This window comes from Geodermatophilus sabuli (genome assembly GCF_010686765.1).
GTDB lineage: Bacteria > Actinomycetota > Actinomycetes > Mycobacteriales > Geodermatophilaceae > Geodermatophilus > Geodermatophilus sabuli_A.
Window position 1 is genome coordinate 78,222 of record NZ_JAAGWF010000017.1, and the last position, 13,581, is coordinate 91,802.

Sequence of the window (13,581 nt, forward strand, 5' to 3'; positions counted from 1 at the left end):
CCGAAGAGGAGCTCCCCATGGACGGCATCACCCGCGTCCCGCCGCCGCGCAACGAGCCGGTGCTGGGCTACGCCCCCGGCTCGGCCGAGCGCGCAGACCTGGAGAAGCGGCTCGCCGAGCTGGCCGCCGACCCCCTCGACCTGACCCTGACCGTCGGCGGGCGGCAGCGGATGGGCGGGGGGAAGCGCTTCGACGTCGTCCAGCCGCACCGCCACGCCGCCGTCCTCGGCACCGCCGCGCACGCCACGCACTCCGACGCCGAGGAGGCGGTGCGCTGCGCCCGGGAGGCCGCGCCCGGCTGGCGCGAGCTGTCCTTCGACGACCGCGCCGCGGTGTTCCTCAAGGCCGCCGAGCTGCTCGCGGGGCCGTGGCGGCAGACCCTGAACGCCGCGACGATGCTCGGCCAGAGCAAGACCGCCCAGCAGGCCGAGATCGACAGCGCGTGCGAGCTGATCGACTTCTGGCGCTACAACGTGCACTTCGCCCGCCAGGTGATGGAGGAGCAGCCGGAGTCCTCGCCGGGGGTGTGGAACCGGGTCGACCACCGGCCCCTGGAGGGCTTCGTCTACGCGGTCACGCCGTTCAACTTCACCGCGATCGCGGGCAACCTGCCGACGGCGCCGGCGCTGATGGGCAACACCGTGGTGTGGAAGCCGGCCCCGACCCAGCAGTTCGCCGCGCACTTCGTCATGCGGCTGCTCGAGGCCGCCGGCCTGCCGCCCGGCGTCGTCAACATGCTGCCCGGCGACGGGGTGGCGGTGTCCGAGGTCGCCCTGGCCGACCGCGACCTCGCCGGGATCCACTTCACCGGGTCGACGGCGGTGTTCCAGCACCTGTGGCGGACGGTCGGGGAGAACATCTCCTCCTACCGCGGCTACCCACGGATCGTGGGGGAGACCGGCGGCAAGGACTTCGTCGTCGCGCACCCCTCCGCCGACGTCGACGTGCTGCGCACCGCGCTGGTCCGCGGCGCCTTCGAGTACCAGGGCCAGAAGTGCTCGGCGGCCTCGCGCGCCTACGTGCCGCGCAGCGTCTGGTCGCGGCTGCGCGACGACCTGGTGTCGACCACCGAGTCACTGCCGATGGGCGACGTCACCGACTTCTCGAACTTCCTGGGCGCGGTGATCGACCGGAGGTCGTTCGCGAAGCTGTCCGGCGTCCTGGACCGGGTGGAGGACGACCCCGCGCTGTCGATCGTCGCCGGCGGGACGGCCGACGACGCCGAGGGCTTCTTCGTGCGGCCGACCGTCATCGAGGGCACCGACCCCGGGCACGAGGTGTTCAGCACCGAGTACTTCGGGCCGGTGCTCGCCGTGCACGTGTACGACGACGCCGACTACGACGCGGTGCTCACCCAGCTGGAGTCGGTCGCGCCCTACGCGCTGACCGGGGCGGTCATCGCCCAGGACCGCGCGGCGATCGCGGACGCGCAGCGGGTGCTGCGGTTCGCGGCCGGCAACTTCTACGTCAACGACAAGCCGACCGGCGCCGTCGTCGGTCAGCAGCCGTTCGGTGGCGGGCGGGCCTCGGGCACCAACGACAAGGCCGGCGCGGCGCAGAACCTGCTGCGCTGGACCAGCACGCGGGTGGTCAAGGAGACCTTCGTGCCGCCGACCGACCACCGCTACCCGTACATGGGGTGAGGCCCCCTCCCACCGCGGACGTCGAACCGCATCCTGGGGACCAGCCGCCGCCAGCCGCCGTCTCCGCGCGACGCGGCCGACCTCCCCGCCGTCGACGTCGTCCTCCGGCGGCATCCGCGCGATCGCCTCGGCGACCCGCTCGGACCGCGGGCGGAACTGCCGGCCCGGCCCTGCGTGCAGCACCAGCCGCGGCCGGGGTGCTCCGGGCGGCTGGTCCTCGGTGAGGGTCAGGACGCCGTGGGCGACCAGTCCCAGGACGTCGGGTCCGCATCAGGTCGTCGGCCGGCGTGCGGCCGACGTGGAGCAGCGCCAGGAGGTGCCCGGGCCTCAGCGGCGGGAGGTGGGGGTTCACCAGCGGTCCAGGTGCAGGACGGCGTCCAGCGGCTCGCGCGCGGCCGGCCGGAACGTCTCCCCGGTGTAGAAGGCGGTCGGCACCAGCGCGCCCTGGTGGACGCCGTCGGGGATGCCGAGGACCTCGGCCACCTCCGCCTCGCGGGCCAGGTGCAGCGACGTCCACGCCGTGCCCAGGCCGCGGGCGCGCGCGGCCAGCATGTAGCTCCACACGGCGGGCAGCAGCGAGCCCCACAGCCCGGCCTGGTTGCCCGCAGGCAGGGCGCGGCCGGTCGCAATGCAGGGCAGGACCAGCACCGGCACCTCGGACATGTGCTCGCCGAGCCACACCGCGCTGTCGCCGACCCGGTGCTGCACCCGCGCCCGCTCGGGCCGGTCGGCGAACAGCCTCCCCGCGAACGTGGCGGACTCGGCGTACCGGACCACCTGCTGCCGGTAGACCTCGCCGACGGCCGCCCGCTGCGCCGGGTCGGTCACCACCACCCAGTGCCAGGACTGGGCGTTGGAACCCGACGGCGCCTGGAGGGCCACCTCCAGGCACTCGCGGACCAGCTCCAGGGGCACCGGCCGGGTGAGGTCCAGCCGCTTGCGGACCGCGCGGGTGGTGGTGAGCAGCTCGTCGGGGCCCAGTGGCAGCGTCATGGCCCCACCCTGCCCGACCCGGGCCAGTGCACCTGCCCGTCGCTCCCGAGCACCGCACCGGCGGAGGGCACGTGCGGGGTCAGCCGCCCGTCGGGCATCAGGTGCGCGACCGGCACGCCCCGGCCGAGGACGGCGACGTCGGCGACCAGTCGCCGGTGGCAGCGCCACCACACGCTCTCGCTGCACAGCACCACGACCGTCGCGGTGGCCGCCTCGTCGAGCACCCGGTCCAGCGCGGCCGCGAAGTCCGGCGTCCGGGTGTGCGCGGCGTAGGCGGCGAACTGGGCGACGGTCCACCAGTCGTCGGCGACCGGCTCGCCGCGCGGCAGCTGCCGCCGGCCACCCAGGCGCTCCTCCCAGCGGTAGTCCACGCCCACGGCCGGCAGCCACCCGGCCAGCGCCTCCCGGGTGACGTCGGGGTTGCTGCGGCTGCCCGGGAACCGGCGGACGTCGACGACCAGGTCCACGCCGGCCGCGACCAGGCGGGCGCCCAGGACCCCGCGGTCGTCGGGCCCGTGCCCCGCGGTGCACAGCGGCATCGCACCTCCCTACCCGCCACCGCCCTCTGACGCCCCGCCGGTCATGCTGGTCGGCGGGCGACGGGGCCCGGGCGAGGGGAGTGGTGTGGCGGGCCGAACGGCGGAGGTCCGGACGTCGCTGTGGCGGCTGCCGGCGATGCGGGCCCTGGTGGGCGCCACGACCCTGGGGTTCGCCAGCTACTGCCTGACGCTGGCCTCGCTGCCGGCCTACGCGGTCGCCGGGGGAGCGAGCGCCGGGACCGCGGGTGTGGTCACCGCCGTCCTGCTGGTCGTCACCATCGCGGTGCAGTCGGTCGTGCCGGCGCTGACCGCCCGGTTCGGAGCGGGGCCGGTCCTCGCCGTCGGGCTGGCCGCCCTCGGAGCGCCGTCCCCGCTGTACGTGCTCGACGACGGGCTGGCCTGGCTGTCGGCGATCTCCGCCGTGCGGGGCGCGGGGTTCGGCGTCCTCACCGTGCTCGGGGCGACGCTCGCCGCCCAGGTCGCGCCGGCCGAGCGGCGCGGTGAGGCGATCGGTCTCTACGGGCTGGCGATCGCGGTGCCCAACCTGGTCGCCGTCCCCGCGGGGGTGGCGCTGGTGCTCGACGGGCAGGTCGCCTGGCTGGCCTGGCTGTCGGCCTCCCCGGTGCTGGCCCTGCCGCTGGTGCCCGCGCTGGTGCGGGCGGTCCGGTTGGAGTCGACCGCCGGACGGTCGTCCCGGGCGGCCGCGCTGGCCGCCCTCGCGCCGTCGGGGGTGCTGCTGGCGGTCACCCTCGCCGGCGGTGGACTGGTCACCTTCCTGCCGATCGAGCGGCCCGACGGAGCCCTGGCGACGGCGGCGCTGCTGGTGTTCGGCATCACCGGCGCGATCACCCGGTGGCGGGCGGGACTGCTCGCCGACAGCATGGGCACCCGCCTGCTCGTGCCGCTGTCGCTGGCCGTCAGCGCCGCCGGACTGGCCTTGGTGGCGCTGGGGCTGGTCACCGGCGACGCGTGGGTGCTGGCCGGTGCCGGCGTCTTCGGTGCCGGGTACGGCGCGGTGCAGAACCTGACCCTGATCACCGCGTTCGCCCGTGCCGGTGCCGGGGGCGCGACCGCCGCCAGCGCCATGTGGAACGCCTCGTTCGACGCCGGCACCGCGGCCGGGGCTCTGGCACTGGGCGTGGTCGCGGCCGGCCTGGGCCTGCCGTGGACCTACACCCTCGTCGCCGTCGGCCTGGTCCTCACGCTGCCGGTGGCGCTGGCCGCGACCCGGCCCGCCGCCCGCTGATCAGCCGACGAAGCGGTCGGCCACCGCCCGCTGGGAGCGGATGAGCGCGACCTCCTCGGCGGCCCGACGCAGCCACACGCGGAGGCCGGCGGGGTCGTCCCGGCTGGCGTCGCGCAGGGCGCCCAGCCGCAGCTGGCGGGTGTTGGCCTGGGCGCGCTGGGCCGGCGGCAGCCGCCGCGCCTCAGCACGGGCGACGGAGGTGAGGCCCGCGCCGACGAAGACCAGCTCGCGGATCGTCGGGATGCCGGCCAGCAGCGCCTCGGCGCCCAGGGAGTCGTCGTCGGCGAGCAGGCGCAGGAGCTCGTCGGCTGCGCGCCGGCCGTGGGTGTGCGGATCGGGGGAGGTCACGCTGCGCCATTGTCGTCCTGCCGCGGACTCGCCGGTCACCCTCCCCGGGGTCACGGGGGAGGGCGACCGTCACGGGGTCAGGCGTCGCGGCGGGAGAAGGCCGCGGCCGCGACGGCCAGGACGACGGCGACCTCGGCGGCGAACACCGCGAACCCGGCCCACGGGTCCAGCAGCAGCGGGTTGAACGACTCCGGGGTGGCGATCCGGGCACCGGCGTTGCCGGGCATCAGCTTCGTCGTCCACTCGCCCCACGCGCCGGGCAGCAGCATCGTCATGTTGCCGACGACGAACACCAGGCCCAGCACGATCGACAGCGCGGCCGCGGTGTGCCGGACCAGCAGCCCGACGGCGGCGGCGAGGAGTCCCAGACCGGCCATGTACAGGCCGCTGCCGACCAGTGCGCGCAGCACGCCGTCGTCGGTGAGGGCGAGGCCGATGCCCTCCCGGTCGAGGAACCAGTTGCCGGCCAGGTAGCCGGCGAGCGCGGTGAGGACGCCCGCGACGAACAGCGTCCCGGTCAGGACGGCGGCCTTCGCGGCGAGGACCTCCCCGCGCCGGGGCGTCGCCGACAGCGTGGCCCGGATCATCCCGGTGCCGTACTCGCTCGTGACCGCCAGCGTGCCCAGCACGATGGCCGTGACCTGGGCGAACATCATGCCCCAGGTGATGAACGCGCCGACCGGCTCGTCGGCCTCGCTGCTGGCCAGCCAGCCGGCGCTGGTGGCGCACACGAGGGCGGTCAGCCCGGCGCCGAGCACGAACATCGCGGCGACCGACCAGGTGGTCGAGCGCACCGTCCAGAACTTGATCCACTCGGCGCGGAGGGTGGTGGCGCCGGACGTCCGGGCCGGGGTCTCCTGCCGGGTCCAGGCGTGGGTCCCCACGACGGTCATCGGGCTGCTCCTGCGGGGGTGGCGGCGTACTCGACGCTGTCGGCGGTCAGGGTCATGAAGGCGTCCTCGAGCGAGGAGCGCACCAGGGTGAGCTCGTGCAGCAGCAGGCCCGCGCGGCCGACGAGCTCGCCGACGCCGGCGACGTCGAGGCCCTGCACCCGCAGCTCCGCGCCGTGTGCGGCGACGTCGAGGCCGTGCTCGCGGAGCACGGTGGCCACCGCGTCGTGCTGGGGGCTGCGCACCCGCACGTGGGACGCGGCGTGCTCGGCGATGAAGTCCGGCGTCGAGCAGTCGGCCAGCACCCGGCCGCGGCCGATCACCACCAGGTGGTCGGCGGTCAGCGCCATCTCCGACATGAGGTGGCTGGAGACGAACACCGTCCGGCCCTCGGCCGCCAGGTCGCGGGCGAGGGTCCGCACCCAGCGGATGCCCTCGGGGTCCAGACCGTTGACCGGCTCGTCGAGGACGACGACCGGCGGGTCGCCGATGAGCGCCGCGGCGATGCCCAGCCGCTGTCCCATGCCGAGGGAGAACCGGCCCACCCGCTGGTCGGCCACCGCGGTCAGCCCCACCAGCTCGAGCACCTCGTCGACACGGGTGCGCGGGATGCCGTTGCTGGCGGCCAGCCAGCGGAGGTGGTCCCGCGCGGAGCGGCCGGGGTGCAGGGCGCGGGCCTCCAGCAGCGCGCCCACCTCGCGCAGCGGTGCGGGGAAGTCGGCGTAGCGGCGACCGTTGACGGTGACGCTGCCGGAGGTGGGCCGGTCCAGGCCCAGGACCATCCGCATCGTCGTGGACTTGCCGGCGCCGTTCGGGCCGAGGAAGCCGGTGACGCGGCCGGGCTCGACGGTGAAGGAGATGCCGTCGACGGCGGTCTTCGGGCCGTAGGTCTTGGTGAGCCGGTGCGCGGCGATCATGCGGACACCGGGTCCGGGGAGGTCGGGGAGGTCATGCCGTCGAGGCTGTCGGGCGGCCGGGGCGGCGTACATCCGGGAGCGCCCTGAGCCGACCCCCACGCGCCCCCGAGGGCCCCGTGAGGGGCCTCCCTCAGGCGGAGCGGGCGAGGACGCCGTCGGGGAGCAGCAACCGGCGCAGCTCGCGCGCGGCCTCCCGGCCGGCTCGGTTCGCGCCGATGGTGCTGGCCGAGGGCCCGTACCCGACCAGGTGCACGCGCGGCTCCCCGGCCACGTGCGTGCCCTCCATCGCGATGCCGCCGCCGGGCCCGCGCAGGTGCAGCGGCGCGAGATGGCCCAGGGCCGCCCGGAAGCCGGTGGCCCACAGCACGGCGTCGGCGCGCACGGAGCGGCCGTCGTCCCAGGCGACGCCGTCGGGAGTGAGCCGGTCGAACACCGGCAGCCGGTCGAGCACGCCGCGCTCGCGGGCCGCACGCACCCAGGGCGTGACGACCAGCCCGGTGACGCCGACGACGCTTCCGGGGGAGCGACCCTCGCGGACGGCGTCGGCGACCAGCGCGACGGCGGCCCGCCCCTCCTCGGGACCGAACGGTCCCTCCCGCCACACCGGGGGACGACGGGTCACCCAGGTCGTGTGCGCGACCTCGGCGATCTCCCCGAGCAGCTGGACGGCCGACGCGCCCCCGCCCACGACCACCACCGACTGCCCGGCGAACTCCGCGGGGCCGCGGTAGTCGACGGTGTGCACCTGGCGGCCCCGGAAGACCTCCTGGCCGGGGTAGCGCGGGACGAACGGGCGGGTCCAGGTGCCGGTGGCGTTGACCACCGCCCGGGCGGTCCACTCGCCGGCCGACGTCCGCAGCAGGAACCGGCCGTCGTCGGTGCGCCGCACCGCGTGCACCCGGACCGGTCGCCGCACGCCCAGGCCGACGTGCTGCTCGTAGTCGGCGAAGTAGGCCGGCACCGCCTCGGCGGCGGGCACGTCGTCCCCCGCGGGCGGGAAGGGCAGACCGGGCAGGTCGTGCACGTGGTGGGTGCGGCCGAGGGTGAGGGAGGGCCAGCGGTGCTGCCAGGCCCCGCCGGGACGGCGGTCGGCGTCCAGGACGACGAGCCCCGGGCCCGGGGCGAACCCGGCCCGCAGCAGGTGGTACCCGGCGCTCAGCCCGGCCTGGCCCGCACCGATGACCGCCACGTCGACGTCGCTCACACCCGGACAACCGCGCCGGTCAGGCGGTGCTTCCGCCACGGTCCCGGACCTTGCGGATCTCTTGCGGTCGCGGCGCGGGAGCCCTGCGGTCGCCCCACCAGAGTCCAACCTGTCGCCGGGGTGACCCGGAGGCCACAGGACAGCCGGTGTCTCCATCGCACGGGGGGACGGAGCCGCCGGCCGACTCGGCCGGTGACGCTGTGGGGGACAGCGCCGCCGGGCAGGACGACCGGTGCACCGCGGGGGAACGGTGCCACCGGTCGTGGGGGGAACGCACGAGGCCGGCCGCGGGCGACCGCGGCCGGCCTCGCCGCGTCGGGCCCAGGTCTCCCGGCCGGAGCCGTTCCGCTGACCCTGCGCCCCGTCTCGATACGCGTTACGTTCAGACGGTGACGGTCGGTGATGGTCTTGCCCGGTCGGGGACGGTCCTGACCCGCACGCGCACGAGTGCGCGCCGGCTGGACCGGACCCGGGACGAGGCGATCGCCACCGCGGTCATCGAGGTGCTGGGCCGCGAGGGGTACGCGGGCCTGACCATGGACGCGGTGGCCCTGGCCGCCGGCGTCGGCAAGGCGACCATCTACCGGCGGTGGTCGAGCAAGGCCGACCTCCTGCTCAGCGTGCTGGACGTGGCCGGCGAGAGCCCGCCGGTCCACGCGGACACCGGCGACCTGCGCGACGACCTGGTCGCGGTGCTGCTCTCGACGCTGGACCTGCTGGCCGGCCCGTCGGGTCGGGCCACGCGCAGCCTGCTCGGTGCGCTGGTCGACGACCCCGCCTTGGCCCGTGCCTTCCAGGCCGGTCCGCTGGCCCGGTGGGACGCCGCGTGGACCGCCGTCCTCGACCGGGCGGTCGACCGGGGCGAGATCACGCCGGCCGCGGCCGGCTCGGTGGTGGCCGAGCTCGCCCCGGCCGTGCTCTGCCTGCGCTGGCTGGTCACCGGCCGGGAGCTGGACACGTCGGTCGTCGAGGAGATCGTCGACCGGGTGGTGCTCCCGCTGCTGCGCGGCTGGTAGGTGCGGCGTTTCGGATCGGCGCGATCGGGGGAGTGGCGGGGCCGCGGGTCGGGAGGTGACGGCGTGAACCTGGAGAAGGTCGTCTTCGGCTTCTTCGTGCTGCTCGCCGCCACCCTCAACTTCGGGTTCTTCATCGGCGACATCGACGACCCCGCGCTGCACAACCCCTACGAGCTGTTCGCCGCGGTGGTGGTCAACCTGATCGCCACGGTGCTGAAGTTCGGCGACCGCACCCAGATCGGGGCCGTGCACCTGGCGACCAGCCTGGTGGCGGACCTGCAGCTCATCGGCGCGGCCCTGATGTTCGGCTACGCCGAGTACGTCTCGAGCGCCGGGATGACCCCCTCGTGGACGGCGAGCGTCGTGTCCCTGTCGGGCGGCGCCCTGCTGGCCAACATCGTCTCCGTGGTGCTGCTGGTCGTGGAGACGGTCTCGTTCCACCGCGGGTGAGAGGAGGCCGTCGTGGGCAACCCCCTGCTGATCTTCTGGCGCCAGGTGTTCGGCCAGGAGGACGACCGGCGCCGGGTCCGCCGGGCCACGCTGCGGGTCGCCGCCGCCTCGGCCGCGCAGGCATCGGCGACGATCTTCCTGGTCATGCGCCGGATGCGTGTCCCGCTGATCGTGCTGATCACCATCTTCGCGGTCAGCGTGCTCGGGCTGACCGTCATCCCCGGGCAGGACGACCAGGGCAGACCGTGGCGGATGGGCTTCTTCGACGCCTTCTACGTCATGAGCTACACGGCCACCACGATCGGGTTCGGCGAGATCCCCTACGCGTTCACCTACAGCCAGCGGATGTGGGTCACCATCTCCATCTACCTGGCGGTCATCGGCTGGGCCTACGCCATCGGCTCGCTGCTGGCCCTGCTGCAGGACCGTGCCTTCCGGTCGGCGCTGTCGTTGCAGCACTTCACCCGCAAGGTCGCCCGGCTGCGGGAGCCGTTCCTGCTCATCGCCGGGTACGGCCGCACCGGAGAGCTGCTGGGCCACTCGTTCGACGCACTGGGCCGCCGGTTCGTCGTCCTCGACCTCTCGGACGAGCGCATCGATGGCCTGGAGCTGGGCTCCTACCACGCCGACGTCCCCGGCCTGACCGCGGACGCCCGCGATCCCGGGCACCTCGCCGTCGCCGGCCTCGACCACCCGTGCTGCGAGGCGGTCGTGGCGCTGACCAACGACGAGGAGGCCAACCTCGCCGTGGTCATGGCGGCTGCGCTGCTGCGGCCCGAGCTGCCGGTCATCGCCCGGGTCACCTCCCGCACCCTCTCCGAACGGATGCAGGCCTTCGGCAACCCGAGCACCGTCAACCCCTTCGACCGGTTCGGCGACCACCTGCGCCTGGCGCTCAAGGCCCCGGCGTCCTACCAGCTGCTGACCTGGCTGGAGAGCGGTCCCGGTGCGGCGCTCCCGAGCCGGGGTGCGCCGCCGCGCGACGGCCGGTGGATCGTCTGCGGCTACGGCCGGCTGGGCCGGGAGCTGACCGCCGACCTGCGTGCGGAGGGGCTCGACGTCACCGTCATCGAGTCCACCCCGGCTCAGGGGGAGGACGCCGACCTGCTCGTCGGCGACGGCTCGGATCCGTGGGTGCTGGCCCAGGCCGACCTCGACCGGGCGGTGGGGCTGATCGCCGGCACCGACAACGACACGACCAACCTGTCCCTGGTCGCCGCGGCACGGCGCAGCAACCCCTCGCTGTTCGTCGCCGCCCGGCAGAACCGGCCGGCCAGCGCACCGCTGTTCGGCGCCATGGACCTCGACGCGCTGCTGGTGCCGACCGAGGTGGTCGCGCACGAGGTCTACGCGCAGCTGTCGACGCCGCTGCTGTGGCGCTTCCTCCGGGAGATGCCCGCGCGGGGCGACCGGTGGGCGGCGGACCTGGTCGGCCGGCTCACCGACGTGTGCGGCACCCGGCTGCAGGCGCTGTGGAAGGTCCGCCTCACCGACGAGGAGGCGCCGGCGCTCGGGAGCTGGCTGGCGTCCGGCACCGCCGAGCTCGGCACGCTGCTCCGCAACCCGGAGGACCGGGCCGACCCCCTGCACGCGATCGTCCTGCTGGTCGTGCGAGGACGCGAGGTCACGCTGGCGCCCGGTGACGACTTCGTGCTGCGGTCCGGGGACGAGCTGCTGCTGGCCGGCTGGGCCGCCGCCCGGCGGGCCCTGGACACCATCTGCGTCGTCGACGCCGTCCGGGAGTACGTGGTCACCGGCCGGCGGGTGCCCTCGAGCTGGATCTGGCGGAAGCTGTCCCGGGGCGAGCCCGAGGTGGAGGAGCCGGCCACCCGACCGCCGGCCGCGACCCGGTCCTGAGACCGCGACCCCGCGGCGGGGGCGGCGCACCGGCGGGCCGGGACCGTGATCCGCGACTCACCCCTTCAGGTGATGCGATCGCGGTTCGAGTCCGGCGATCGGGGTCGGGGGCCGATCTATCCCGTGTGGACGAGGACGGACGGCCGGTGACCCCCCAGCGGGGCCGCGTCGTCGTGCTGCTCCTGACGATCGGCCTGTCGCTGGTCTTCGCCACGGGCGTGGTCGCCCGTCCGGCGGGGGCGAGCTGGGACAGGACCTACGACGTCGTCCTCTTCAACCTGCCCTACCTGGCCGCGGCCGGCGGGTGCTTCGCGGCCGCGGTCCGGGTGCGGAGGGAGCGGATCGCCTGGGTCGGCCTCGGCGCCGCGCTGACGGTGAGCGCGGTGGGCAACGCGCTGCGGGTGCTCGCCGCCGGGCTCCAGGGGAACGGACCGTCGTCCCCCCTGGCCGACGCGGTCTCCCTGGCCGGCTACCTCCTCCTCTACGTGCACGTCGTGGGACTGATCCGCGCCCGGGTGCCCCGGTTCCACCCCAGCATGTGGCTGGACGGGATCGTCGGTGCCTTCGGCACCCTGGCCGCCGGGGTGGCCTTCGTGCTCGGGCCCTACCTCTACCCGGACCCCGGCCAGAAGGCGGTCGCGGCGATCGAGCTGGTGGGGCCGACGACGTCGGTCATGCTGCTCGCCGTCCTCGTGGCCGTCGGGTCCATCCTCGGCGTGCGCCTCGACCGCACCCTGGTGACGGTGACCCTGGGGCTGTGCTGCATGTGCGCCTCGGACTTCGCCCTCTTCGCCCTCAAGGTCCAGCACCGGTACGTCGACGGGGGGCCGCTGGAGCTCGGCTGGCTGGCGTGCATCGTCCTGGCGGCTGCCGCCGCGACCGGCGCGCACGACCGTCCCGCACCGGTCGACCGTGGCGGCGGCTCGCGCATCGGCTGGCGCCTGCTCGCCGTGCCGCTGGCCTGCATCGTGGCCAGCCTCTTCGTCCTCGGGTCCGGCTGGACCCATCCGATGCCCCCGGTCTCCGCCTGGCTGGCGATCGCCTGCGTACTGGCCGGCATCGCCCGCATCGCCGTGACCTTCCACGAGGTCCGTGGCTTCAACCAGGTCAAGCAGGAGGCCCGGACCGACGAGCTCACCGGCCTGGCCAACCGCCGCGCGCTGCTGGAACGGGCGCAGCGGATCGTCACCTCCGCCACCACCGGCCGGCCCGCTGCCCTGCTCCTGCTGGACCTGGACGGGTTCAAGGAGGTCAACGACAGCCTCGGCCATGCCGCCGGCGACGACCTGCTGCGCCAGGTGGGGCCGCGGCTGCGGGAGGCGCTGCGCGCCGAGGACGTGCTCGCCCGGCTCGGCGGCGACGAGTTCGCCGTCCTGCTGCCGGCCGCGGACGTGGCCGAGGCGCAGGTCCTCGCCGAGCGGCTGCGCGGGCAGTTGCTGCAGCCGTTCACGGTGGCGGGGGTCCGGCTGCACGTGGGGGTCAGCGTCGGTGTCGCGACCACCCCGGCGCCGGCGGGCACCGTGCAGGAGCTGCTGCACTGCGCGGACGTCGCGATGTACACCGCGAAGAGCACGCGGACCGGCGTGCACGTCTACGTCCCCGATCCCGTGACGGGGACGGCCGGGGGTGACCGGCTGCGCACCATGGAGGAGCTGCGGACCGCCCTCACCGACGGCGAGCTCGTGGTCTTCCTGCAGCCGCAGCTGGACCTGCGCAACGGCGACGTCGTCGGCGCCGAGGCCCTCGTGCGCTGGAACCACCCCACCCGGGGACTGCTCAGCCCGGCCGACCTGCTGCCCGCGGCCGAGCAGGCCGGGCTGCTGCGGCCGCTCACCGACACGGTGCTCGAGCTGGCGCTCGCGGCAGCCGGCCGCTGGTGGACCGACCACGAGGTGCCGGTCTCGGTGAACCTCTCGGCCGCCAACGTCACCGACCTGGACCTGCCGGACAAGGTCGCGTCCGCGTTGCGCAGGCACGGGCTGCCGGCGCGGGCACTGACGCTGGAGCTGGTCGAGGACACCCTGATGACCGATCCGGAGCGGGGTCGTGCGGTGCTCAGCGACCTGCGCCGGCTCGGCGTCCGCACGTCGATCGACGACTACGGGACGGGGTACAGCTCGCTGGCCTACCTGCGGCACCTGCCCGCTGACGAGCTCAAGCTGGACCGGAGCCTGACGGCGGACGTCGACCGCGACCCCCGGGCCGCGGCCATCGTCCAGCACACCGTCGCCCTCGCGCACCATCTGGGCCTGAGCCTGGTGGCCGAGGGCGTGGAGACCGTCGCGACGAGCGTCACCCTCGCGCGGCTCGGGTGCGACGTCGCCCAGGGCTACGCGATCGCCCGTCCCATGCCCGTCGACGACTTCCTGGGGTGGCTCGTCGCCTCCGAGTCCGCCCTGCTCGACGAGGTCCTGGTCCCCCTGCTCAGCCAGGGCGGTGGGCCGGGAGTGAGATGACGCGGAGCGCGTGTCCCACCAC

Annotated in this window: 12 protein-coding genes; 6 read left to right on the forward strand and 6 right to left on the reverse strand. The window is 75.1% G+C overall.

Annotation, left to right across the window (positions count from 1 at the left end; translation table 11 throughout):
• Window positions 1-17: 17 nt before the first annotated feature.
• Window positions 18-1,643, forward strand: coding sequence for an L-glutamate gamma-semialdehyde dehydrogenase (gene pruA / locus GCU56_RS15385; RefSeq protein ID WP_163482625.1), 1,626 nt, complete (start codon window positions 18-20; stop codon window positions 1,641-1,643).
• Between the two features lie 348 nt (window positions 1,644-1,991).
• On the opposite strand, the gene GCU56_RS15390 is transcribed toward pruA, so the two are convergent.
• Both GCU56_RS15390 and GCU56_RS15395 read right to left on the reverse strand, forming a co-directional pair.
• A complete protein-coding gene (locus GCU56_RS15390; protein ID WP_163482626.1) occupies window positions 1,992-2,636 on the reverse strand; it encodes a nitroreductase family protein in 645 nt (214 codons plus the stop codon).
• Window positions 2,633-3,175, reverse strand: coding sequence for a DUF488 domain-containing protein (locus tag GCU56_RS15395; RefSeq protein WP_163482627.1), 543 nt, complete (start codon window positions 3,173-3,175; stop codon window positions 2,633-2,635). Before GCU56_RS15395 ends, GCU56_RS15390 begins: the two co-directional genes overlap by 4 nt.
• 85 nt (window positions 3,176-3,260) lie before the next feature.
• Between GCU56_RS15395 and GCU56_RS15400 the strand changes: the two genes are divergently transcribed.
• Window positions 3,261-4,421 (forward strand): MFS transporter, encoded by a 1,161-nt coding sequence (locus GCU56_RS15400; protein WP_163482628.1) that lies wholly within the window; start codon window positions 3,261-3,263, stop codon window positions 4,419-4,421.
• On the opposite strand, the gene GCU56_RS15405 is transcribed toward GCU56_RS15400, so the two are convergent.
• The 4 genes from GCU56_RS15405 to GCU56_RS15420 form a co-directional block, all read right to left on the reverse strand.
• Window positions 4,422-4,769 (reverse strand): hypothetical protein, encoded by a 348-nt coding sequence (locus GCU56_RS15405; RefSeq protein ID WP_163482629.1) that lies wholly within the window; start codon window positions 4,767-4,769, stop codon window positions 4,422-4,424.
• 77 nt (window positions 4,770-4,846) lie between these two features.
• Window positions 4,847-5,662 carry an ABC transporter permease subunit gene (locus tag GCU56_RS15410; protein WP_163482630.1) on the reverse strand — a complete coding sequence of 272 codons (816 nt, stop codon included), beginning with the start codon at window positions 5,660-5,662 and terminating at the stop codon, window positions 4,847-4,849.
• Window positions 5,659-6,576, reverse strand: coding sequence for an ABC transporter ATP-binding protein (locus tag GCU56_RS15415; RefSeq protein WP_163482631.1), 918 nt, complete (start codon window positions 6,574-6,576; stop codon window positions 5,659-5,661). Before GCU56_RS15415 ends, GCU56_RS15410 begins: the two co-directional genes overlap by 4 nt.
• 130 nt (window positions 6,577-6,706) lie before the next feature.
• Window positions 6,707-7,780, reverse strand: coding sequence for an NAD(P)-binding domain-containing protein (locus GCU56_RS15420; RefSeq protein WP_163482632.1), 1,074 nt, complete (start codon window positions 7,778-7,780; stop codon window positions 6,707-6,709).
• Between the two features lie 389 nt (window positions 7,781-8,169).
• Here GCU56_RS15420 and GCU56_RS25250 point away from each other — a divergent pair, with 389 nt between their 5' ends.
• From GCU56_RS25250 to GCU56_RS15440, 4 genes are all read left to right on the forward strand, one after another.
• Complete coding sequence (locus GCU56_RS25250) at window positions 8,170-8,796, forward strand: TetR/AcrR family transcriptional regulator C-terminal ligand-binding domain-containing protein (protein WP_163482633.1); 627 nt, start codon at window positions 8,170-8,172, stop codon at window positions 8,794-8,796.
• Between the two features lie 63 nt (window positions 8,797-8,859).
• Complete coding sequence (locus GCU56_RS15430) at window positions 8,860-9,246, forward strand: DUF6394 family protein (RefSeq protein ID WP_163482634.1); 387 nt, start codon at window positions 8,860-8,862, stop codon at window positions 9,244-9,246.
• A gap of 12 nt (window positions 9,247-9,258) precedes the next feature.
• Complete coding sequence (locus tag GCU56_RS15435) at window positions 9,259-11,103, forward strand: potassium channel family protein (protein ID WP_345771864.1); 1,845 nt, start codon at window positions 9,259-9,261, stop codon at window positions 11,101-11,103.
• 146 nt (window positions 11,104-11,249) lie between these two features.
• A complete protein-coding gene (locus GCU56_RS15440; RefSeq protein WP_345771865.1) occupies window positions 11,250-13,559 on the forward strand; it encodes a putative bifunctional diguanylate cyclase/phosphodiesterase in 2,310 nt (769 codons plus the stop codon).
• Window positions 13,560-13,581: the final 22 nt, after the last annotated feature.

Excerpts from the sequence above, each read along its gene's own strand:
- pruA (WP_163482625.1), top strand. The coding sequence starts at position 18 with ATGGACGGCATCACCCGCGTCCCGCCGCCGCGCAACGAGCCGGTGCTG.
- GCU56_RS15390 (WP_163482626.1), bottom strand. The coding sequence starts at position 2,636 with ATGACGCTGCCACTGGGCCCCGACGAGCTGCTCACCACCACCCGCGCG.
- GCU56_RS15395 (WP_163482627.1), bottom strand. The coding sequence starts at position 3,175 with ATGCCGCTGTGCACCGCGGGGCACGGGCCCGACGACCGCGGGGTCCTG.
- GCU56_RS15410 (WP_163482630.1), bottom strand. The coding sequence starts at position 5,662 with ATGACCGTCGTGGGGACCCACGCCTGGACCCGGCAGGAGACCCCGGCC.
- GCU56_RS15415 (WP_163482631.1), bottom strand. The coding sequence starts at position 6,576 with ATGATCGCCGCGCACCGGCTCACCAAGACCTACGGCCCGAAGACCGCC.